The sequence below is a fragment of the Mycobacterium sp. NPDC051804 genome, assembly GCF_044452905.1.
GTDB lineage: Bacteria > Actinomycetota > Actinomycetes > Mycobacteriales > Mycobacteriaceae > Mycobacterium.
This window is the reverse complement of record NZ_JBITCD010000004.1, coordinates 101671-122810: the sequence shown is the minus strand read 5'-3', so window position 1 is coordinate 122810 and position 21140 is coordinate 101671. Positions and strand designations below refer to the sequence as shown.

21 protein-coding genes and 2 pseudogenes are annotated in these 21140 nt (G+C 63.5%); 4 read left to right on the top strand and 19 right to left on the bottom strand.

The features are described from left to right. Positions 1–10 precede the first annotated feature (10 nt). The 6 genes from ACIA48_RS16075 to ACIA48_RS16050 form a co-directional block, all read right to left on the bottom strand. Complete coding sequence (locus tag ACIA48_RS16075) at positions 11–787, bottom strand: IclR family transcriptional regulator (protein WP_396733222.1); 777 nt, start codon at positions 785–787, stop codon at positions 11–13. 2 nt (positions 788–789) lie between these two features. Then, entirely contained in the window at positions 790–1596 is an 807-nt protein-coding gene (hcaB, locus tag ACIA48_RS16070; protein ID WP_396733219.1) for a 3-(cis-5,6-dihydroxycyclohexa-1,3-dien-1-yl)propanoate dehydrogenase, read from the bottom strand. Then, a complete protein-coding gene (locus ACIA48_RS16065) occupies positions 1593–1862 on the bottom strand; it encodes a dihydrodiol dehydrogenase (RefSeq protein WP_396733217.1) in 270 nt (89 codons plus the stop codon). Before ACIA48_RS16065 ends, hcaB begins: the two co-directional genes overlap by 4 nt. Next, positions 1859–2464, bottom strand: a complete 606-nt coding sequence (locus ACIA48_RS16060) for a 3-phenylpropionate/cinnamic acid dioxygenase subunit beta (RefSeq protein WP_396733214.1) — start codon at positions 2462–2464, stop codon at positions 1859–1861. The genes ACIA48_RS16065 and ACIA48_RS16060 overlap by 4 nt, the downstream gene beginning before the upstream one ends. Beyond that, positions 2461–3894 carry an aromatic ring-hydroxylating dioxygenase subunit alpha gene (locus ACIA48_RS16055; RefSeq protein ID WP_396733211.1) on the bottom strand — a complete coding sequence of 478 codons (1434 nt, stop codon included), beginning with the start codon at positions 3892–3894 and terminating at the stop codon, positions 2461–2463. The genes ACIA48_RS16060 and ACIA48_RS16055 overlap by 4 nt, the downstream gene beginning before the upstream one ends. An 81-nt stretch (positions 3895–3975) precedes the next feature. Continuing rightward, entirely contained in the window at positions 3976–4668 is a 693-nt protein-coding gene (locus ACIA48_RS16050; protein WP_396733208.1) for a class II aldolase/adducin family protein, read from the bottom strand. Positions 4669–5195: 527 nt separating this feature from the next. Here ACIA48_RS16050 and ACIA48_RS16045 point away from each other — a divergent pair. Further along, positions 5196–5402: a hypothetical protein gene (locus ACIA48_RS16045; protein WP_396733207.1), complete on the top strand. Its 207-nt coding sequence runs from the start codon at positions 5196–5198 to the stop codon at positions 5400–5402. Positions 5403–5910: 508 nt separating this feature from the next. On the opposite strand, the gene ACIA48_RS16040 is transcribed toward ACIA48_RS16045, so the two are convergent. The 6 genes from ACIA48_RS16040 to ACIA48_RS16015 all read right to left on the bottom strand — a co-directional run bounded on the left by ACIA48_RS16040 (position 5911) and on the right by ACIA48_RS16015 (position 12626). Continuing rightward, on the bottom strand, positions 5911–6189 hold the full coding sequence (locus ACIA48_RS16040; RefSeq protein ID WP_396733204.1) for a DUF732 domain-containing protein: 279 nt from the start codon (positions 6187–6189) through the stop codon (positions 5911–5913). Further along, the gene (locus ACIA48_RS16035; RefSeq protein ID WP_396733201.1) at positions 6186–9278 is read right to left on the bottom strand and encodes an RND family transporter; all 3093 of its coding nucleotides are present in this window, start codon (positions 9276–9278) and stop codon (positions 6186–6188) included. Before ACIA48_RS16035 ends, ACIA48_RS16040 begins: the two co-directional genes overlap by 4 nt. 125 nt (positions 9279–9403) lie before the next feature. Then, entirely contained in the window at positions 9404–9826 is a 423-nt protein-coding gene (locus ACIA48_RS16030) for a DUF6188 family protein (RefSeq protein WP_396733199.1), read from the bottom strand. 73 nt (positions 9827–9899) lie between these two features. Further along, positions 9900–10526, bottom strand: coding sequence for a TetR family transcriptional regulator (locus tag ACIA48_RS16025; protein WP_396733197.1), 627 nt, complete (start codon positions 10524–10526; stop codon positions 9900–9902). 4 nt (positions 10527–10530) lie between these two features. Next, positions 10531–10998, bottom strand: a complete 468-nt coding sequence (locus tag ACIA48_RS16020) for a PaaI family thioesterase (RefSeq protein ID WP_396735011.1) — start codon at positions 10996–10998, stop codon at positions 10531–10533. Between the two features lie 53 nt (positions 10999–11051). Continuing rightward, on the bottom strand, positions 11052–12626 hold the full coding sequence (locus ACIA48_RS16015; RefSeq protein WP_396733195.1) for an MFS transporter: 1575 nt from the start codon (positions 12624–12626) through the stop codon (positions 11052–11054). A gap of 96 nt (positions 12627–12722) precedes the next feature. Here ACIA48_RS16015 and ACIA48_RS16010 point away from each other — a divergent pair, with 96 nt between their 5' ends. Both ACIA48_RS16010 and ACIA48_RS16005 read left to right on the top strand, forming a co-directional pair. Further along, positions 12723–13391 carry a TetR/AcrR family transcriptional regulator gene (locus tag ACIA48_RS16010; RefSeq protein ID WP_396733193.1) on the top strand — a complete coding sequence of 223 codons (669 nt, stop codon included), beginning with the start codon at positions 12723–12725 and terminating at the stop codon, positions 13389–13391. Between the two features lie 161 nt (positions 13392–13552). Next, positions 13553–13741 carry a hypothetical protein gene (locus tag ACIA48_RS16005; protein WP_396733191.1) on the top strand — a complete coding sequence of 63 codons (189 nt, stop codon included), beginning with the start codon at positions 13553–13555 and terminating at the stop codon, positions 13739–13741. 4 nt (positions 13742–13745) lie between these two features. Here ACIA48_RS16005 and ACIA48_RS16000 read toward each other — a convergent pair. The 5 genes and pseudogenes from ACIA48_RS16000 to ACIA48_RS15980 form a co-directional block, all read right to left on the bottom strand. After that, positions 13746–13901, bottom strand: a pseudogene (locus tag ACIA48_RS16000) (helix-turn-helix domain-containing protein); the annotation flags it as partial. 12 nt (positions 13902–13913) lie between these two features. Next, positions 13914–14123: pseudogene (locus ACIA48_RS15995) on the bottom strand (recombinase family protein); the annotation flags it as partial. A gap of 231 nt (positions 14124–14354) precedes the next feature. After that, entirely contained in the window at positions 14355–14762 is a 408-nt protein-coding gene (locus ACIA48_RS15990) for a hypothetical protein (RefSeq protein WP_396733189.1), read from the bottom strand. Positions 14763–14861: 99 nt separating this feature from the next. Beyond that, positions 14862–15431: a recombinase family protein gene (locus ACIA48_RS15985; RefSeq protein ID WP_396733187.1), complete on the bottom strand. Its 570-nt coding sequence runs from the start codon at positions 15429–15431 to the stop codon at positions 14862–14864. A gap of 205 nt (positions 15432–15636) precedes the next feature. After that, positions 15637–17163, bottom strand: a complete 1527-nt coding sequence (locus ACIA48_RS15980; protein WP_396733184.1) for a serine/threonine-protein kinase — start codon at positions 17161–17163, stop codon at positions 15637–15639. Between the two features lie 171 nt (positions 17164–17334). Between ACIA48_RS15980 and ACIA48_RS15975 the strand changes: the two genes are divergently transcribed. Continuing rightward, positions 17335–18273, top strand: coding sequence for a hypothetical protein (locus tag ACIA48_RS15975; protein ID WP_396733181.1), 939 nt, complete (start codon positions 17335–17337; stop codon positions 18271–18273). An 83-nt stretch (positions 18274–18356) separates the two neighbouring features. Here ACIA48_RS15975 and ACIA48_RS15970 read toward each other — a convergent pair whose 3' ends face one another. Both ACIA48_RS15970 and ACIA48_RS15965 read right to left on the bottom strand, forming a co-directional pair. Further along, positions 18357–19322 carry a M48 family metallopeptidase gene (locus ACIA48_RS15970; RefSeq protein ID WP_396733178.1) on the bottom strand — a complete coding sequence of 322 codons (966 nt, stop codon included), beginning with the start codon at positions 19320–19322 and terminating at the stop codon, positions 18357–18359. A 447-nt stretch (positions 19323–19769) separates the two neighbouring features. Then, positions 19770–21020 carry a DUF732 domain-containing protein gene (locus ACIA48_RS15965; protein ID WP_396733175.1) on the bottom strand — a complete coding sequence of 417 codons (1251 nt, stop codon included), beginning with the start codon at positions 21018–21020 and terminating at the stop codon, positions 19770–19772. Positions 21021–21140: the final 120 nt, after the last annotated feature.

Genomic DNA, 21140 nt, shown 5'->3' with positions numbered 1-21140 from the left:
TCGTGCTGCGCTAGACGTTCAGAAGCTGCGCAGCATCGTCGACCACACCCATCACGATCTCGCCGATGCGTCGCTTGTCCGTTGGGCTCATACGGGGTCGCGGTACTGCTGTGCTGAACGCCAGTTGCGGCAACCCGGCGCGCACAGGAAAAGCGACGGCAACCGACGAGACACCCGCCTCACTCTCTTCAGAGCTGAGGGCGTAACCGCGCCGCCGGATTTGAGCGAGCTCTCGCAGCAATCCAGTTCTGGTCTTGATGCTGCGGTCCGTCAGAGTGACGAGTTCGTCTGTCGGATAGAGTCTCTCGACTTCGACGACCGACAAACCGGCGAGCATCGCCTTTCCGGACGCGGTGGTGCTCGCGGGCAGCGCCATGCCCACGCGTGAGACGGTCCTTGCCACCTTCGAGCCCTCGATCGCATCCACGAAGCAGACCGACGTGTTGTCGAGCATCGATAGATGCACCGTTTCATCGAGGGTGGAGTTGAGGCTTTCCAGATACGGCCGCAGCGGTGCCAAGAAGTCGAGCCGGCGTGTGATCGAGAACGCAATCTTGGTCAGCGACGTGCCCGCGGTGTAGATCTTTGTCTTCGGGTCTTGTCGGATGAATCCGCGATAGAGCAACATCGCCAACATTCGGTGGGCGCTCGACGATGCAACGCCGAGGTATTCGCTCACGTCGGTCAATCGCAGTTCGCCGCGTTCCGCTAGCAGAAGCACGACCTTCAGCGCGTTGTCCACCGACTCGATCGGGTACTGCGGTACCGGTCCGTTGGCGACCGCCACGTTCACACGACCTTCGTCGGACTTGGCCCAAGCCCGTAGCCGCCATCGGGATGCAAAGTGTCCCCGGTGATTCCGCGCGCACGGTCTGACGCGAGATACACAAAGCTCCACGCGTGATCGTCGGCCGTCAACGCCACGTTCAAGGGCGTTCGAGCCTTCAACTTTGTGGAGCGATCGGGATCGTCGCTGAGTCGAATCTCGGCCTGTCCCAACGCACTCAACCCTCGCAGATCGGTCTTGAGAGTGCCCCCCGGCGCGACACCGTTGACCCGGATTCGCGGCGCCAGTTCGTAGGCGAGCGTAGTCACCAATCCGCGCACCGCGAACTTCGACGAGACATAGAGCACCCCTCCGCGGCCTGGATAGAACGAGGATGCCGACTCCGCGAGCACGATGGAGGCCCCGTGTCCGCGCTCCAGGGCCGAGACAGCCGCCTTCACCGATTGCAGATGACTCAAGACGTTGACTCGAAATATCTCGTCGAAGGCTGCTTCGAGTTTGTCCTCGGGAATGTCTGTCAGCCCCTGGTAGAAGTCGAACACACCCACACAGTTGACCAAGGTGTCGAGTCCGCCGAACGTGTCGACGGCTGTCGTGACGGCCTCGACATTGGCGGCGCGCGTGGTCGCGTCGCCCTCGACGACGGGTACGTCGGTGAGTTCGTCCCGCAGGGCTGAGCACTTGTCGGGATCGCGCTCCAGCGCCATCAACTGCGCGCCCTCATGCTGGAACGCGTCGGCGACGGCCCGGCCGATACCCGATCCGGCCCCAATGATCAGTGCGCGCTTACCGTCGAGCCATCCCGTCATTGGTCCCCCTCAGCGTCGGGCACCAGCGGCGCATTGGGGGTGCTGATCATCGCCTCTAGTGTGGCCGTGTTCTGCCACGTGAGGGCTTCGACTTCCAACGCGTCGAGTGAGATCCAGCGTCCGGTGCGCGGTGACGTGATCAGTAACCGTGTCCCGTTACGAGTCTCGATCCGGTAGACCTCGGTCGCACTGAACTCATTCGCGATGACGATCGGATCGCCGACGCGCGCCGCCATCAGACTATCGAACGATTCGGGCGTGCTCATAGGAAGATCGCCAGGTTCTGCATGCGGATGACCGCTTCGTCGATGAAGATCGTGCGACGGGCGATCTTCCAGCGGTCTTCACGTCGCAGCAGGTCTTCGCGCCCACATGACACCGTCGCGGCCTCGTTGACATCGCCGCGGCTGCGGAACAGCAACTCGGCCGACTCGACGATGAGGTGGTCGTCCTTGTCGGTGGCGAACGTGCGCACGTTGGTGATGTGGTGCCGCAGTCGAGATGGCGGGTCTTCGGTCCAGGCGTGTTCAGTCTGGAAGCGGGCGACACGACGGCTGAGCGAGTACTTGTTCTCGTCGAAATGGGCCATACCGGGCGACGTGTCGTATCCCGTACCCACTGCCGTCGTCACCCGCACCGGCATGACGTAATGCACGTCGTCGGTGAACAAGCCCAACCATTCGCCGTATGCCTGGGCGTCGAGCAAATAGGCCTCGTCGACGAGGAACTGGTGGGCCAGAAGGTGGCGTTCGTCGTTGAACGGCAACGTTTTTCCGACGCGACGGTCACGCGGCGCATGGTCACCGAGCACGGCCTGCTCGGAGTACGTCTCTCCGCGTCCGAAGCGTTGGAACCCAAGCGCAGTCATACCCGCGCCCCCAATCTGGCCGTCTGCATCAGCGGCTCGATACCGTCGGCATACGTGCCGATGGCCATAGTCGACGAAGCCTCAACCGCATGTTCCAGGTGGTCGGCCCACAGTCGCAGCAGAGCACGCTGGTTGGCCTCGTTGTAGCCGACTTGCGCGACACCCGGCCCATGAAACTCGTTTGGTAGCAGTTGCTTTCCGACGGGCGCGCCGTCCTCGAGTAGCCCCATTCGGCTGTTGAGCTGCAAGCGCCGCGCCATCGACCCCGCTGCGGTGTTGGTCAGCGACACCCAGTTCTCGACATCGTCCTGCTCGAACATGCCCGTCGAGCCGAAGCACATGAGATACGCCTTGTAGGAGTTCTTCTTGAAGTCGTCGGAGGCTGCTGAGTCGACGGCAAACCAGGAGTACACCTCGGTTTCGTGTTCGCTGATCGGCTGCCACGTCCGCAGCGAAATGAACGGGAGGACTTTGTCATCGTCACTGTCACTGTCACTGTCCTCCACCTTCGGCCAGTTGTGCACCAGGCTCATATTCGGGAAGCAGGACGCTGCCGAGATCATGAATCCGTCACTGCCGACGAGCTTTTGCTGATCTGAGGACCAGATCTGCTCGATGCGCGCGATCATGTCGTCGGTGTAGCCGACGTAGCGCATCCGCTCCCGGAAATCGCCGGGCGGCAGTTTGTACGTGGTGCCTCCCCCGACCCCGGACCAGTAGGTGGCGCCGTCCTTGCGCTTCCCCGCCTTCGGCTCGCGGAACAAGCCGATCTCCACGACGGACGTGTGCGTCTGCGGTGTGTGATACATGTCTCCGGCGAAGTTCTCGGCACCGATTTTCCAATTGGCGTTGATGCGCCATCGCTGCGGACCTCGGACCTCCAGACCTGCCGTGCTCTGCCTGGAGTAGTAGTCGAGGTAGAACCGGAAGTCGCCGAGATAGTCCTCGAGTGGTTGGGCGTTCGCGTCGAGGTTTATGAAAATGAGTCCGTTGTAGCTGGCGAGATTCGGTGCGGGCAAGAGCGTTTGGCCCCGCTTCTTGAATCCTTGCTCACCTCCGTATGCCTCGTGGTGAAACGGCAGGCCAAGGATGCGTCCGTCATTGCGGTACGACCACCCGTGATACGGGCATCGGAAGTTCGAGGCGTTGCCCATTTCGGCGCGGCACACCTGCATGCCTCGGTGCAGGCACATGTTGAACATCGCCCTGATTTCACCCTTGGAGTCGCGCGCGACGATGAACGAATCGTCGAGCACGCGCCGGACCACGTAGTCACCTTCATGCGGCACCTCTGACTCGTGGCCGACGAAGACCCATGACCGGCCGAATATCCGCTCACGCTCCAGAGCGAAGATCTCGGCGTCGTTGTAGACGTGGGCTGGAATCATGCCCCGCCGTACCGCAGCCAGGACGTCCACGAGATCGGGCATCGAAGTCCTCCAACCAACGATTTCTGTCAGACAGAAATACATTTCCGTCAGTTAGAAGGATTCTCCTTGCCTGGGCGCTAGTCAAGGTTGGTCGGCGCGACTCTTACGCAGCAGGTACTGATATCCGGCATCGAGTTGCTTCTGGTTCCAGCATTGATCGCGCTTGAACGCCGACTCCGCCGGGTCGGACCAGATCGCCGGGCCGCCGGCGGACATCGCCATCAGCTGGGTGCGGCATGCGCGTTCGAGCAGGACGGCATGCATCACGGCGCTGGCCACGTTCGGGCCTGCGACGGCAGCGCCGTGAAAGGGCATCAAGATGGCCGGCGCATCGCCGAGCTCGGCGGCCAGCGCGCTGCCCAGTTCTCGGCTGGCGATCAACGCCCCGGTGACGGTGAAGCGAGGCAGCCCGGCCTCGAAAAGGACGCCGTCGTGGGATATCGGGCGCAGCGGCACATCGAGCGATGCGAAGGCGGCCAGCGTCGGCGCGTGGGTGTGGATGACGCAATGCACCTCGGGTCGGGCCGCCATGATTTCCGTGTGGATCGGAAACTCGATATGGCGCGGCCCTGTGCCGCCTGCGACGCTGCCGTCCGGCGTCACGAGAGCGACGCGGTCGGACGTCACCTCGTCGAAGCCCCACCTGCCGGCCTTCATCCACACACCGATGCCGTCGGGATCCCGCACCGAGGCGTGCCCCCACACCATGTCGGTAAGGCCGTGCGCCGCCAGTGCCGCACTGGCTGAAACGACTTCGGCTATCGGATCCTCCATCGCGCTTCCCCTCCTCGTTCGGGTTCGATGCAATCCCGATTTTGGTAGAGAGGTTGGCGATCCCGTGGGAACAACGTGCAAACGGTGGACGATCTGGCCCGAGTTGCGACAGCCCGTTACACCATCTGCCGATCTTGTCGCGTCGCAAGGCACTTGGCTGCGACTGGACAGTTGCGCCCTTGTTGTTTGGTCTGAATGACGTCAACGTCGTTGTGCGACTAGACAATTGGGCCCGCGCTGTGCGGTCAGTTAGGGACGATATGCTGCACCCCGTGGATGCCGCTGCGCGCAAATCGAGCAGTGGCCGGATCGTCGGGGGGCGTCGTGGCATGTGCTTGTGAAGAGTCAGGCCAGCCGCTCTGCGGCAGGTGCGAGGAAGCTGTCCAACAGGGCCTATCGCCTTCACAGCACATGTGCCTGAACGGTCACTGTTCATAACACTGGGCCGAGATGGCGCGCCGGCCTGGATCTGGTCGCCTGCGCTGATCCGCACCCCAGTTTCGGAGCACGCCTCTAGCGTTACCCGCATGAAGATCAATCCCAAATCGGAGCGCGACCTGAAACGCTTGACCGTGCAGGGTCATCAGCGGGAGCTGACGCGCGTGTATGAGCGCTACTCAGGACGCCCGGTAACTGAGGTGAAACCGGCACTGGAAGAGATCGGCTTCGGCGAACCTCTGTTGTCACAGCTCGCGAGCCAAATCAGCGAGGGTAAAGAGCCGAAAGTCGAATAGCGGCCGGTGCCCGCGCGGCCAGGTTGCGCCGCACGAGCAACACCACCCCATCAAACGCACTCAGGCCCGCTCGAAAGCGGGCCTGAACATGCTGGTGGCAGGTACAGGATTCGAACCTGTGTAGGCGTTAGCCGACGGATTTACAGTCCGCGGTTCTCGACGTTTGAAGTGGCAAGGTGTGTTGGCTGCGCTGCGAAAGCACAGTTCAACGAGCTAGTTGCGTTGGCGGCACGAAGCTGTCGCAAGCTGTACTGCGGACGATCTGCGGACACCGACTGCAGATGCACCTGAGTAGCCGGGATTGGTTGTGGCAGCAGCAGCCATGGCCTTCGTGGTGGTGTTGGGCATCTTTCAAATGTGAATCGGCCCCGGGGCCGATGTCCACATCAGCGAGGTCGGCTAGCCGTGACTAATCCGACCACCACACTGGCTCCGTCAGGCTGTGCCGCACCGCAGGGGCACCCAGGGATTGGCCCGTTGCTATCCCAGTTTGTCAATCCTCGTCCGGTTAGCACTCTAGCTCGACGACAGCCGTGGCTACGAATTGCGCGGCGGCGGCGACTGAGATGCCGAGGTCCTCCACGACATCAGGAACGACGCTGGACGCCGACCGGCCGCTTTGGGTCAATTGGCAGACCTTGTGGCCTTCTTCAAGTATTTGATCGCGGCTCAGGAAGACATACCGCGTTTGGAGAAGTTCGACGAGGACGTCTTCATCGGCGTGCGCACTGGGAGGTGAAGTCAGGGCGATACTCGAGGCGAGGGCAGCTGCTACAAGAATTTTCATTGGGTGGCTCCGACGGTGTGTGGGGTCGGTTGCGGCGAGCTGGGTCTGTCCTGTTGCTGCGGGTGGTGTGGCCACCAGCTGGCTTCGCGCAGAAGGGTGGCGATTGCCGGCACGGTGAGGGTGCGGACGAGGAAGGTGTCGAGGAGGAGGCCGCAGCCGATGATGAGCCCTGTTTGGATCATGATGGCGACCGATCCGATCATGAGTCCGAACATGCTGGCGGCGAAGATGAGTCCGGCGGAGGTGATGACGGATCCGGTGCTGGCAACAGTGCGCAGGACGCCGACGCGCAGGTTTCTGCCGGATTCCTCGCGCAGTCGTGAGACGAGCAGCATGTTGTAGTCGGCGCCGACGGCGACGAGGATGATGAAGGCGAGCAGCGGTACAGGCCAGGCGATCTCGACACCGAGGATCCACTGAAAGACGATGACGCCGATGCCCAGTGAGGCTAGGTAATTCAGGACGACGGTGCCCAAAAGGTAGAGCGGCGCGACGACGGCGCGTAGCAGCAGGACGAGTATCAGTCCGACGATGACCAGGGTGGCGATGGCGAGTTGGGTGAAGTCGGCCCACAGGAGACGTTGGATGTCGGAGTTGATGGCGGGGAACCCTGCGACTGAGACCGTGGCGTCGGCCAGGGAGGTGTTGGGGCGGGCGGCGTTCGCTACGTCGGTGATCTCTTGGGCGAGGTTCATCGCGTCGACGCTGTAGGGGTCGTTGCCGGTTTCGAGGGCGAAGCGGGCGGTCTTCCCGTCAGGGGAGAGAAATTGTTTGGCGACGTCGGCGAATTGGCGGTTGTCGAAGGCGTCGGCGGGTAGGTAGAAGCCGCTGGCGGCGTCGGAACCGGAGGTGGCGCGGGCCGAGTTCTGTAGTTGGGTGGCGATCTGACTCATACCCGACAGCATCTGGATGTTGCTGTCGGCGAGGGTTTGCACGCCGTCGGCCAGGGCGCGTGATCCGGAGGCGAGTCGGCTGATCCCGGCCTGCAAGCGTTGGATGTTTGAGGCGAGGTCGGCAGGGTCGCCCAATGCGCCGAATGCGGTGTTCATGGCGGTCACGGTGTTGCGGACATCGTTGACGGTGCCGGTCACGGTGGCGTTGGTGGCCGGGTTGTAGCGGTCGCCGAGGTTGGCGATCTGAGCGAAGAAGCCGTTGTCGCGTAAGGCAACGAGAATCTGCACCTGTTCGCGGATCCGAGCGCACTCGGGGGTTGTGGCGCACCAGGGTGAGCTGTTGAGGGTGCCCACGAGCGGGTCGAGGGTGCCGATGGCGTTCTGGGTGCGTTCGGCCAGTGGTCGTATGCCGGGGCCGGCTTTGATGGCGGTGTCCACATTGGGGGCGGTCGCCGAGAGTTGTTGCAGCAGAGGACCGAACCGCTGCATGTCGCGGCCGGCGGTTTGTGCCTGGTTCAGCACTCCGGCCAGTGGTGCGGTCGCTGTCTTGACGGTGGAGTCGAGTTGGGCGAGGCCGTCGGCGAGTTGGTCCGCGCCGCTGGTGAGTGCGTTCAAGTCGGCGCGGCGGGCGTTGCCGTCGGCGACCGCGTCGGACATCTTGTCGCCGATCTGTCCGTTCTGCCAAGAGAGTTGGGCTTGGTCGAGGCGGGTGCCGGCGGGGCGGGTGACGCCTGAGACCTTGACGACGCCGGGGACCTGCGCGATGCGGGAGGCCATCTGGTCGAGGTCGGCCAGCCCGCGGCCGGTACGCATGTCGGTGGGGTTCTCGACGACGAGAAACTCGGTGACGACGACGTCCTTTCGGAAGTGTCGATCGAGCAGTTGGTAGCCCTGGTTGCTGGCGGTGGTGTCGGGTTGGCCTTTGCGGTCGTCGTAGCTGATCTGAATGGTCGCCGCTGCCGCGGATAGAGCGAGCAGGATGACGAGGCTGGCGACGAGCAGCGGTACAGGCCGGCGTACGACGGCCACGGCGACGCTGTTCCAGTACCGGCGGGTGCGGTCGGCCTTGGGTTCCCCGATGCCGCGGCGGGCGGCCAGTGCGAGCACCGGAGGCAACAGGGTGACAGTGGCCAGGAACCCGACCAGGACGGCCACAGCGCAGGCAGGCCCGAGTCCGGCGAACACGCTGAGGGCGGCGAAGACCATTGTCAGGAAGGCCAGGGCAACGGTGCCTGCGGATGCCAAGATGACGCGCCCGATGCTGGCGGTGGCGTGCACGACGGCCAGGTCGGCGGGCACGTCGGCGCGGCGCTGCTCGTGGTATCTGCTGATGAGGAACACGGTGTAATCGGTGCCGGCTCCGAGCAGGATTGCGGTCATGAACGCCACCGTGAATTGGGACACCGGCATACCGATCTCGCCGAGCGCGGAAAGTACTCCGCGCCCGACCGCCAGGCTCAATCCGATGACTAGCAGCGGCAGCAGCGCGGTGAATAGTGATCGGTAGACAATGAGGAGGATCAACGCGATCAGCCCGGCGGTGGCGATCGAAATAAACAGCAGGTCGTGTTCGGCCGAGGCGATCTGATCGCTGAACGTGGCCGGTGGACCGGTGACGTGTGCGGTGGTGCTCGATCCGCTGAACACGCCTTCGGCCATGTCGCGGACGGCCTGAACGGACTCGGCGGCGGTCGGGTCGCCGAGGGTCCCCGCGACCCCGACCGGCAGGTACCACGCCTTACCGTCGCCGCTGAGGGCCTGCGCGCGGGTGACCGGGTCGGCGAGGAGGTCCTGGACGAGGAGAACGTGGTCGGGATCGTCGCGTAGTCGCTGCAGCAGGGTGCTGTAGCGGGTGCGCGCGTCGGGGGTGAAACCAGCGGGGTCCTCCATGGCGACGAACAGCATCGTCTTGGAGCCCTCTTCGCCGAAGGCTGCGCTCATCCGGTCGACGGTTTGAAATGACGGGACATCGCGCGGGATGAGGTCCACTGACTGCTGCCGCACCACGGTCTCCAACTGAGGGAACAGCAGGGCCAACACCACGGCGACCGCGATCCAGCCGCCGATCACCAGTGCTTTGTGTCGCACGGTGAACCCGGCCAGCCTGCCCAGTCGCGGGCTGTACTCCGACGACTCGGTCGGGTCGGACGCGCGGCGGCGGACCGGCGCGCCGATGACGTCGTCGGATCGTTTCACCACGGAACGCCTTCCGGAGATATGGAACAGTTAGTATTGCTTCGATACTAGTAGTACCACATTTGCCGGTGGAGTAACCGTTTGCAAATGCCCCCGAGCGGCTCGATCAACTGAGTGAAATCGAATTAAGTTGCAGTGTCGTTAATTTCGTCGTTGGGGAGATCATGACGCACCACACGGACGCGGCCGCGCGGAAGGCAGGCCATGTAACCGTGTCGTTTGCCGTAGAGCTCCCAGGAGGTCTCGTGATCGTCCGGGTCGACGTCGATGCGGTGCCCGCGGGAGAAGTCCAGGTGCAGGGCACCGTCGTCGTCACACCAGGCTCGAGTGCACACCGCTCCGGCCAGATCGAGCAGTGGCCGCTCGTGAGCCAAGACGTTGCCGGGGTCGATCAGCACCTGCTCCTCCGGGTGGGGGCCGGCGGGCGGCAAAGTGAGTCGCATTGGGCGGGCGATCACCAGTTCGTTGTAGTCGTCGAGGTCGAGCACCAGGCCCTCGTGCAGGGACACACGCTGAACGGTGCAGTGTTCGATCCACTGGGTGTGCATATGCGGACTCCTTCGACACTTCGTTGCGTCGACTTATGCTACAAATCGTAGCGTAGCGATACCACTAGTCTTGCTAAGTGCTTTGGCTGCTCGTCAGCGTCATGATGAGCAGGCCGGTGGCTTGGTCGATGCGCGTGCGGGCCTCGTCGGGTGGGACCCGTCCACTGATCACTGCCGTGAGGTTCGCCAACCAGATGTCGCCGATAACGCCGGCGACACGCTGGTCGAGTTCACTCGGCGAGGGGCCGCCAACGGCGCGGGCGAGCATGTCCTCGATGACGTTGACGGCCTCCTGGACCGACTCGCCGACGCTCTCGTCGGCCGCGGCGAACGCCCGCACCATCGCTTCGGTCAGTAGGGGTTTGGTCTGCCACTCGTCGTGCAGGTGGGTCATCAACCGTTCGAGTCTGCGCTGCGGCGTGTGTTCTCCCGCCGCCCAGTCGAACTCGGTGTCAACGCGCTGGAACTCACGGGTGAGCACGGAGACGAGCAGGTGCGTTTTTGATGTGAAGTGGCGATAAAGCGAGCCGGCCGCTAGGCCCGCGTGCTGTGCGACATCGCGGATGTGCGTGCCGTCGAATCCGCGCGCGGAGGCGACGGCGAGGGCGGTGTCCAGGATCTGGTCGCGTCGGTTCGAATCCTCTGCACCGGTGCGGCGTCGGGCCGGTGGTGGGTGGTGGGATATAGCGGTGGCGTTCACCGCGTCACGGTCCTTGGCGTGGGTCTGCGCTCCCGCCGCCCTGGCGGGTCAGTTCGGCGAATAGTTCACCGAATCCGGTGATGTCCCCGTGGGCGGCGAAGTGCGCGGCATCCACGGCGATGAACACCGCGGTGGCGGTGAAACGCGCGACGCCGTCGGCTCCGACTCCGGTGCCGGTGACGTGGATGGCGCGGCCGTTGCGTTCGACGATCCGTGCGGTGAGACGGTGAACGTGGTGCAGCGGAACGGGCTGCAAGTACTCGATGGACAGGCTGCGGGTGACGGCGGGGGTTCCTGCGATCCACAGGGTGAACCCGAGAAGGTCGTCGCACGCGGCGGCGATCGCTCCGCCGTGGGCGAGGCCGGGCGCCCCGATGTGGCGCTCGTCGAAGGTGACATCGGCGTAGACCTCGTCACCGCTGCGGAAGACCGCGAGGTGCAGCCCGTGCGGGTTGTCAGGGCCACATCCCATGCACGTCGGGGTGTGCGACGGCAACCGCTGCGGCTCCGAGGGATTCGGGACGCTCACACCGACCTCGTCTCGCTGCGTGCGGCCGTGTCACCCATTGCGCGGCTGTCGTGGCCTTGCCTTCGTGTGCCGGGCTGTCGTCCCGGTGCCCAGATCGCGACGACCACTGCGGAGACCGCGCTGATGACGGCGAGCACGAACGCGCCAGCAGCGCAGCCGTGAACGAACGCGGCCTTCGCGGCGTCCAGAGCCGGTGCGGCCACCGAGCCGGCCGAGACGGCGGCCTGATTCGCCGCGGCAAGGGAGTCCTCGAATGCGGCGCGCAGTGGCGGTGGCAGCGCGGTGGCGGCCGACTCGATCCGGTCGCCGTAGCCCGCGGCGAGCACACTTCCCGCGATCGCGATGCCGATCGCCGCGCCGACCTCGCGGGCGGCGTCGTTGACCGCCGCGGCGACACCGTGCTTCTCCACCGGGGTGGCGTCCACAACGGCCGCTGTCGACGGTGCCGTGCACAGTCCAAGGCCGCTGCCCAGCGCCAGCAGCGACCAGACGATGTCGAGGTAGCCGGAGGTCAAATCGAGCCGGCTCGCGAGGAACAAACCCAGGGCGAGAGCGGCCAGTCCCGCTGCGAGCATCGGGCGCAGACCCCAACGGGCCGCCAATTGCGGTGCGAACACCGAAATCACGACGATCGGCACGATCAACGGAGTCAGCGCCAACGCCGAGGTCATCGGTTCGTACCCGCGGATGAGTTGCAGATATTGCACCAGCAGGAAGAACACGCCGAAAATCACCAGGAAATGCAGTATCAGAGAGACCGTTGCCGCCCCGAACGCCCGGTCGGCGAACAGACCCATGTCCAGCAGCGGATGCTCACGGCCCATCTCGAGAATCACGAAGACCGCGAAACCGATTGCCGCGCCGACGAACAACGTCACGACCAGCACATCGGTCCAGCCACGGTGCGGTGCTTCCACCAAACCGACGACGAGCGTTCCGATCGCCACAGCCACCGTCAACGACCCCAGCACGTCGATGCGGGGGTGGGCGTATTCACGGGATTCGGGCACCCGCAATGCCGCGATCACCAGTGCCGCGGCCGCGAGGGTCAAGGCGACGAAGATCGACCGCCACGACCAGAACTCCAGCAGCGCACCGGAGAGCAGTACACCGGCCACCGCGCCCGACGCGGCGACGCCGGCCCAGATGCCAACCGCGCGGTGCCGCTGCTCCACCGGGAACTCACCGGTCAGAATCGACAGCGTCGAGGGCATCACGAAGGCAGCGCCGATGCCCGCGACCGTGCGCGCGCCGATCAACCACCAGGGGTCGTTCACGAACAGCGGGATCGCCGACGCGGCGGCAAACAACCCCAGCCCGCCCAGGAGCACACCGCGACGGCCGTACCGATCACCGACTGCGCCGGCGGGCAGGACCAGACACGCAATGGCGAGGGTGTATCCGTCGACGACCCAGGTGAGCTGGCTCTGCGTCGCGCCGGTCTCGACGGCGATGTCCGACAGTGCGGTGTACAGCGCCGCCATCGACCCGATGACCAATGCCACCGCCACACACGACACCAGCAGCGTCCACCGCTGCCCGCCCGACAGCCGCCCCTCGGACCTCGCCACGCATCACCCCAATACGGTCGGTTTCGCTGCGCTACTCTGAGTACCATAACCGACGCGCTCGTTGATCGCGTTGGAGCCCAGCAAAGAGGACGCCAGTTGAGAACGTACCCTGTCACCGACGTTGACGACGACGAGGTCGACCCGCGACGGACCCGTTCACGTAACAGGCTGCTCGACGCGGCGGCCGCCCTGCTTCGGACCGGCGGCGTCGAGGCGGTAACGATCGACGCCGTCACCAAGGCGTCCAAGGTCGCACGCACCACGCTGTACCGTCACTTCAACAGCTCGTCGCACCTGCTGGCGGCAACCTTCGAACGCCTTCTGCCACAGGTCATCCCACCAGCACCGACCAGTGGATCCCTGCACGACCGGCTCGTCGAACTGCTTTCCCGCCAAGCCGACCTGTTCGCCGAAGCGCCGCTGCAGGTGACTACCCTGGCCTGGGCCGCGCTCGGCCCCACCGAGACCCAGAGCGCCGGCGACGAACAGCACCACCCGACGCATATCACTCTGCGCGCCAGGGTCGTCGAGCAGTACCGCCGACCCTTCGATGAGATCCTGCAAAGCCCCGACGTCCGCGCCGAACTCGGTGAACTCGACATCGAACTCGCGCTCTGCCAACTCGTCGGGCCGCTGGTGTTCGCCCGGATGACCGGCTTACGCGCGATCACCCACGCCGACTGCGCACGTATCGTCGACGACTTCATGGCCGCCCACCACAGCGCACCCGCGGCCCGCGGTCGACGAACCGGAGGAACGCGATGAGTACCTACGGACTGTCGCTCATCGCCCCACACTCACCGCAACTGCGGCATCGGCCGCGATGCCCGAACTCGCGCCGGGCGCGAATAACGGGTTGACGCAGTTCCACTTCGACTCCCTTGGAGTCTGGAGGGCTGATTCGGCGGTTGTTCGGCAGTCCCTCGATGGTCGCCGACCTCGCCACGGTGGGCGTCGAGTTGATGGCGGCGGGCGTGCGACTGATCGAGGCGTTCACGAAGCTCATCGTTCGGAACAAGCCGCTGTCAGCTGCTGCTCCCAGCCCCCTGCTCGGTGCACTTCAAGCGCCACCCGGATGGATTGAGCCGCCACCCGCGGCGGGCCATGTTCCATAAGGCGTTATTCGGTGGTATTCGGGTTAGCGGTTGCGTGCGGTTTCGGCTCTCGAAAGGCGGCGTCGCCGGCGAGGTATCGGTAGACGGTGGCGCGTGACGCGCCGAGCATCTTTGCGATCTCGTGGCGTTGATGCCCTTCTCCCGCATGCTTCGCGCCTTTGCGGCGGCGGCGTCATCCACTTTTGCGAGGACGACCGCCCTTGCCCCCGTTGGCTGCTGCTGCAAGACCGGCGCGGGTGCGCTCGATCATCGTGTCCCGTTCTAACGTTGCAAGCGCGGCCATGATGGTGTAGCTCCGAAGTCCACCGATTGCGCGGGTGTCAGGTCCTCGGAACTCGGTGCCGCGAGGGGTTAGGTCGTCGATAGCGGCATGTAGATGTTCACTATTTCGCCCCGGGGGCGGTCGAGCAACCGGACGGCGGTTTGGGTGGTGAGACCGAACGGCGGCGCAACGGCAGCAACAACAAGAGACTTACGCCGGGTAGAAAAGGCGAACACCTGTCAGTGCTCCCGCAATGGCCCGGTCACCGGCGACAGACTCGCGACTCTGTCGATCGTCGGAACGCCGAGAAGCGACGCATAACCTGAATCGAGGTTGTGTCGGGGACGCGGGCTACTGCTCAAACTCCGTGAGGTACAGAGCGAGCTGTGCCTTGATTTCCCTGAGGTCACCCCGGTACTGAGATTCAGTGTCAGCGGTGAACAGCATGAAGAACGCGCTGCAGACGTTTGTAGCGAGTTCGAGCTCGCGATGCATGTCGCTGGCGTACTCGATAAGGCGCGGGTCGTCCAACCCGTGGCTGTAGTCGACGTCTCGATCCTTGGGTAGGTCGTATCTTTCGCGCATCCATTGGTTCAGCAGGTCCAGTGCGGCCTCGGCGCGGCCTCCGACGAACCCATCCGGCTCTCGCTGCAACTCTCGGCAAACCGACGCGGTCAGGACCAATCGCTCGGTGTAATGCGCGCGCACGTTGTGTCGGGTGACATCGTCGGGGTTTGAGGATTCAACTAGCCGGAGCATCGTGAGACATTCCCTTTCTGTGTTGCACGCCCTGACATTGCCCGCATTCAGGGTGCAGTCGCCACGCCCCGCTTCGCGGAGCACTCTGGGGTGGGCATGTCAGGCCGACAGCGACTCGGCACCACCCAGGTATCGGTACACGGTGGCTCGGGAGACGCCGAGCATTTTGGCGATGTCGGCGACCGCGATGCCCTGGTCGCGGAAGGTGCGGGCCTTGGCGGCATCAGCGTCGTTGACCTTGCGGGGTCGTCCGCCCTTGCGTCCGTTGGCTGCGGCAGCGGCTAACCCAGCGCGGGTGCGCTCGATCATGGTGTCGCGTTCGAGTTGAGCGAAGGCGGCCATGATGGTCAGCATCGCCTTGCCCATTGCGCCCTGGGTGTGCAATCCCTCAGTGAGGCTGCGGAATCCAATCTTGCGGGACGTCAGCTCTTCGACAAGTGCGAGGACATGTTGGGTGTTGCGCCCGAGCCTGTCGAGCTTCCAGACTGTGAGTACGTCGCCTTCACGTAGGTGGTCTAGGCACGCATCGAGTTGAGGGCGACGGGCCTTCGAGCCGCTGATGCCATGGTCGGTGAAAATACGGGCGGCACCGGCATCTTTCAGTGCATCGAGCTGCAGCTGTGGGTCTTGGTCGATGGTCGAAACCCTCGCATAACCGATGACCGCCAATGGTGCTCCTGTCTCATAATCGCGTCGATCTCCCGGTATTGATACTACCGGTTATGAGACGGGTTTTGAAGACACCGGGAACGAGATTGACCCTGGTGAAAGGACCCGGCTGCCGAACCATCTCCCTTCGCATCAACCCATCGTTTTCGAGACAACCGTAAGCTTTTGTCGCCAGGACTGCGCGTAGATGCACGGTCCTCAGCGCCTAAGCGCCACACAGCCCCTTCGTGTCTCGGAAACCCTCTCCTGGGCATAGCGTGACCAGTCTGCCCGACGGGTTCTGGACCGTCGCGTAACCGTCGTCCCGCAGCGTGAAGGCGAGCGCTTGTCCGTTTCTGCCGTCCAACCACATGAGCCCCTCGGGGGTGTAGAGACTCCTCTGCGCGGCACCGCCGTGTGACTCTATTTGGGTCGTCAACACGATCATGGCCGTGGTCGGAGTCATCGGCGACCACGTCGCAGACCAAGTAACGCCGAGAGGCACCCCTAGATATGCCTTGTATTGCGCACTCCCGTCAGGCGAGAGGGTGACGGACATACCGTGCATCCCCCACTCGCCGAGGAATGGTGCCTTGGATATTGCGGGCGGGGGCGGTGATGATGCTGTCACCGCGACCGTGGGCGGGGGCAACGGCGGTGGCGGAAGGTCGCTCGTTGTTGCAGTGGTGGACGCCGTGCTATTTGAGTTGGATTGTTCCCTGCCCCAGGGCCGGAACGCCATGACGGTAACGCCGATCAACAGAACTATCGCGGCGAGGCCGCCCAGAACTACCCACGCACGCCGAGACCCGGTGGCTGGCGGTTTGACATGCGGTTTCGGAGTGGACGACTGACGGGATCTGCTTGATTGAGGTGCCTCTTGTGTAGTCGCATTTGCAGACGCTCCTCCAGGTCGGGTGGACTCATCGGCCAGGGCCTCTGCGAAGGCCGAACAGGAAGAAAATCGGTCTGAGGGGTTTTTGGACAGTGCTATTTGGAGCACGTCGTCGAGGTGTGCATAGTCGGGGCGACAATCACCCAAACTGGGCGGTGTTGTGTTGAGGTGGCGGCTGATGACGACTGCTGGGTTGGAGTGTGGGAAAAGCTGCACGCCAGTCAGGAGGTGGTAGGCGGTAGCAGCGAGCGCGTACTGGTCGGCTCGTCCGTCCATGTCCTCGCCCATTAATTGTTCTGGCGCGGCATAGGCCACCGTGCCGACCGTCATGTTGGTAGCGGTGATGCCGCTGATGTCATCGAGAAGACGGGCGATACCGAAGTCTGCGAGGAACACGCTCGGCTCGTCACTGTCGAGGACCGTGACAATTATGTTCGCGGGTTTGACGTCCCGATGCAGCAAGCCTTTCTTGTGTGCGTAGTCCAAAGCGCTTGCTACAGCAGTGATGACCGTCAGAACGAGCTCGACAGGCAGCCCTGCCGGACACTTCCGCTCTATTAGGTGGGCGGCGTCGGTTCCGTCGATGTAGTCCATTGCGATCCATAACTGGCTGTCATGTTCGCCTCGGTCATGTATCCCAACGATGTGGGGGTGACGTAGCCCAGCGGCTAGGTCGGCCTCGCGGATGAACCGGTCACGGAACGAGGGCTCGCTGGAGATGTCGGTGCGGAGTATCTTGAGCGCCTCTTGCCTGGGCAGGCGGGGGTGCTGGACCAGGTAGACCTCGCCCATTCCTCCAGATCCGAGCAGCCGCAGGACCCGATACCCGGCGAAGGTCTCGCCGATCCGCAGAGGCATGGGCGCATGTTAGTTGCTGACGCGGGGGATGCTTCTCCGCTTCTTCATACTGCCGGAGGCGGAGTTGCGCATGGTGCTTGTGTGTCGCCGATGTTGAGTAACGTCACGAACATGTCGTCGGCGACCTCAGCGTCAGAGGATTTCCGCAGCGTTGTTCTCCGGGGTCGCAACGTGGCGTCGTTCAAGTTCGCGATGGCCAAGAGCGTCTTGTCGCTGGCCGAGTCGGGCGCGACGTCGGCGTCGCTTGAAGAACTGGCGGTCCCCTTCAGCCAGGAGTTGTGCGCGCACATTAAGGAGGTGGACACCCAGTCCACCTCGTCCAGTAGTCGGTTCCTCGATGCTTGCCGTCATTTCAACGCAGGCATCATCACTGAGGACGAACTCGTGACCACCACCGCGCTGCTCGGTTTCGAGAACGTGATCGACGCCTTCCACGTCGTCGGTACCGGCGACGTCCAGACCCGGTTCTTTCACGACGAGCGCAAGAAGACGCTGCGTGGTATCCGATTCACCGACGAACTGATCGGCCTGGCCTCCGATGCAGACGCCAAGAAGCCGTTGGAGGCCGAAGCCGAGTCGCGTTGGCGGCTCGTCGAGAGCGCGTGGCACGAGAAGCGGTCGACCGGCTCGATGCTACGGGTGATCTACGAACGGCCCTCCGAGATGATCGTGCGCGGCATGCTTGGGCACCGACGGTCCATCACCTGGGTGCGCCCCGGCCTGAGCGGGTACCAGTCCAGCGCCTGCTTCTACTGCGGTGCGCCGGTGACGCCCCTTCTCGGTTTCGAACACTCCGCCGACGTCGATCACTACTTTCCCCACTCCCTGATGGCGAGGGGCATCTTCCTCGATCTCGATGATGTCTGGAACCTGGTCCTGGCATGCGCCTCCTGCAACCGGGGGTTGGCAGGAAAGTTCTATCGGCTCCCGCACGGCGACTTCCTCGAACGACTATGGGCACGCAACGAGACGTTGATCTCCAGTCACCACCCGCTGCGGGAGGCGGTGATCGCGGTAACTGGCAAATCACCTGAGGGCCGGCTGGCCTTTCTCCGGTCGGTGCAGACCCGTGCTACCGAATACGCGCGTGCTGACTGGAAACCACGTTGACCGACGGCAAGCTCGTCCGTGACCTGACCCCGACATCATCCGTAAATCAGGCAGGCCCCCAGACATGCGCTCGGGAAGCCCGCCTACTCAGTTGACTTCGCGCCGAATTTCGCCGTCCGGGCCTTCCACTTGCCAGCGATCTCCGATGCTGCCTGGCGCAGAACAGGTTCGGGATCGTTCAACGGATCAGTGAGTTCTGCGGCGTCGAGATCGGCGTCGAAAGCAGTTTCGGGAATGAACTGGAAGGGATACCGCTCTGCCTCCACGAGATCACCGTCGGCGATCAGACTGTACTGGCGAGATTTAGCCCAGTCCTCTATCTCAACAAACCGGATCGCTGGCCAGGGGTGTGTATTCATCGCGTCTTGAAGCATGAGTGATGATGTGTAGTACTCGATCTTGTCTCTGAAGGACCCGCGCTTGCGGGCTTCGACTGTGTCGCGAAACTCCTTGGCTTGCAGTCTGAACTCGTCGTTGGAAAGTTCGTCCTTCAGGCTTGACGCTCCACCGGCGAGTTTGAGGATCACCTTCTGCACGGTCTCCAGGTCGCCGGTCACTAGAAGGCTGAATCGGTCTGAGCTGAGTTCCGACTTCCGAAACCAGTCCATGAGGTGCCATCGCAGAGCCAATGCGAGGAGCGATCCGCCCGGCAACGCGCTAGCAACCGCCGCAATGGGGTCGAAGCCTTGGGAGACGAGTCTGTAAAACGTGTGTTGACAGCGTATGTGCCCTAGTTCGTGCGCGACAACTGCTCGGATCTCCGCGTCGGTGAACTCGTCGACGAGGGCCGATGTCAGCACGATCATCGGGTTGCGTTGACCGAGTGCCCAGGCGTTCACTTCGGGTTGCGTGTCCAGAAAGACACGGGGGGTGGGCATTCGGGCTGAAGCCGCGACGTCTTCGACGAGCCGATACAGCGATGGAGCCTGGCGCGCATTGAGGCGGGTGTTGTCCGCGAGACTTTTCAAGTGTTCCTCATCTTCGAGGCTGTGCTCCAATGATTCGAACAACTTGCGAATACGGGGCTTTCCTGCTATCAGGCGGTCCATTCGCCGCCGTGCTGACACGTCGAGGGGATGCGCGAAGTGCTTGGCCTCAAGATCTGCAGCCAGTGGCCGCTCGGGCATTGCCCTAGATCGACCGGATGTCATCGATACTCCTAACGCTTCGGGTGCGACGAATGCTCAACTAGCCGATAGCGGCCGAACGGCGTCCCTTCCCCACCATCCCCCTCAGCAATCTGGCTACGTTGCAGCCAGCACTCCGACGTGAGCGCCATGATGCAACTAAGTGACGCGGGCGCGCGGCCTTATTCATCAACTCGTGGCGAGAGCGGACTCGGGTCAAGTTGCGCTTCTCGGTGCCGCAGCGACGGGCGCATCGTGTCGCTGCGACAGAGTTCCGATACCCGTAAGCATTCGTTTTCGAGACGGGCGGAACACTGCCGACAACCTCGGTGCGTTTGAAGCCACCAGACTTAGCGCTCGGGCCAGGCTCTATCCGCAGTTGCTGTAGGCGATAAAGGCATCCGACTGCGACATTCCAAAGCGGTCCTGCGCGGCAGCCATGGCCTTGCCGGGAGGCATGCCCTCTTTGATGGTGTCACATATCCAGCTAGCGGGATCGATAGGCTCTGAAGCCGGAGCGGGGCTTCCCGGGGCCGTCACTGTGAACGGAGAATCAGGACCGACCGGGCAGACCCAGTCCATCGCAGAACGATAGATCACGCTGGCGTCGTCGTAGCTGAGACCGTCGTACTTGTTCACCAGCCGGTCCTCCACCGTCGCCTGGGCGGCACCTTGCTTGTCCCAATCGCACACCCAGGCAGCGGAATCGGTGAAGGTCACTCCGAACATCGTTTCATAGCCCTCGGGCGACAACCCATGTTCCATGGCCCGCGAGAATCCAGCCCAGTCGGCTCCGTCGATGTTGGGACGCTCGTCGCCCGGCCTGACCACCGTCGGGGTCCGAGTCACTGTGGGGACCGCTACCGTGCTTGTCGGGAGAGGCTGCGGCGCAGCAGAAGTCGGGTCAGGGCGCGGCGTAAAGGACGGAAAGCTGGGAATTGAGGGCATTCCGGTAAAGGACGGAAAACTGGGAAACGACGGCATTTCGGTTGATGACGGTCCACTTTCGTCCGAATCGTCGGTCCAGTCGACGGATGCCCAAATGCTGCCCGCCACAGCGATGACAGCCGAGGCTCCAATTGCTGCCCAACGCCAGCCGTTGTTCCAGCCACTAGCAGACTTCCCAATGGGTGCGAGAAGCTCGACGCTTCTAGCGTTTTGCATTGCCACTATTGATGCTGTCGCGCACAGGACGGCCGAAGAGAGCGTGAGTAACCACAGGCCCCAGCCGACCGCTGGCCCGATGGTGATCCCGAACAGATCCGTCTTTGGAGCTGCCAGCAATCGAATCAGGATGGTGAGGCCGAATGTGAGACAAGCAACTGCGGCCACTGCCACCGACCAGGCGAGCGGTACTGCCCAGCGAGGGCCAAAGGGTGTGCGGCCCCACAACAAGATCACAACGAGCGCAATTCCGGAGAGCGCCCCGAGAGTCAAGGTCGTGATGCCCCAGTTCCCGGCGTCAAGCCCATTAATTGTGAAGACAATTACGCTGAGCCATGGAGACACACTGCCGATCATGATGCCCACAGTGGCGGCGAGACCACCGATTAGCGTTGGGCGATAGTACGGTTCAGCATTGATCGGCCAGGGAGTGTTGCCCGCGTTCGAAGCAGTCATTCAAACCTCCGAAATCACGGCGCTCGGATGCGCCGAATCGTAATGCTCTTACGCCAACGTCGGGACGGACGGAACAAGAGCGATGGTCCGCAACCGACCGGCCTGACGAACATTTGCACC

Coding starts and splice junctions, on each gene's coding strand:
- ACIA48_RS16045 (WP_396733207.1), top strand. CDS start 5,196: ATGAAGATCAATCCCAAATCGGAGCGCGACCTGAAACGCTTGACCGTG.
- ACIA48_RS16060 (WP_396733214.1), bottom strand. CDS start 2,464: ATGACTGCGCTTGGGTTCCAACGCTTCGGACGCGGAGAGACGTACTCC.
- ACIA48_RS15980 (WP_396733184.1), bottom strand. CDS start 17,163: ATGCCTCTGCGGATCGGCGAGACCTTCGCCGGGTATCGGGTCCTGCGG.
- ACIA48_RS15990 (WP_396733189.1), bottom strand. CDS start 14,762: ATGCTCCGGCTAGTTGAATCCTCAAACCCCGACGATGTCACCCGACAC.
- ACIA48_RS16055 (WP_396733211.1), bottom strand. CDS start 3,894: ATGCCCGATCTCGTGGACGTCCTGGCTGCGGTACGGCGGGGCATGATT.
- ACIA48_RS16065 (WP_396733217.1), bottom strand. CDS start 1,862: ATGAGCACGCCCGAATCGTTCGATAGTCTGATGGCGGCGCGCGTCGGC.
- hcaB (WP_396733219.1), bottom strand. CDS start 1,596: ATGACGGGATGGCTCGACGGTAAGCGCGCACTGATCATTGGGGCCGGA.
- ACIA48_RS16050 (WP_396733208.1), bottom strand. CDS start 4,668: ATGGAGGATCCGATAGCCGAAGTCGTTTCAGCCAGTGCGGCACTGGCG.
- ACIA48_RS16030 (WP_396733199.1), bottom strand. CDS start 9,826: ATGCACACCCAGTGGATCGAACACTGCACCGTTCAGCGTGTGTCCCTG.
- ACIA48_RS16040 (WP_396733204.1), bottom strand. CDS start 6,189: ATGAAAATTCTTGTAGCAGCTGCCCTCGCCTCGAGTATCGCCCTGACT.
- ACIA48_RS16020 (WP_396735011.1), bottom strand. CDS start 10,998: ATGGGATGTGGCCCTGACAACCCGCACGGGCTGCACCTCGCGGTCTTC.
- ACIA48_RS15970 (WP_396733178.1), bottom strand. CDS start 19,322: ATGGACCGCCTGATAGCAGGAAAGCCCCGTATTCGCAAGTTGTTCGAA.
- ACIA48_RS16005 (WP_396733191.1), top strand. CDS start 13,553: ATGGTCGCCGACCTCGCCACGGTGGGCGTCGAGTTGATGGCGGCGGGC.
- ACIA48_RS15965 (WP_396733175.1), bottom strand. CDS start 21,020: ATGACTGCTTCGAACGCGGGCAACACTCCCTGGCCGATCAATGCTGAA.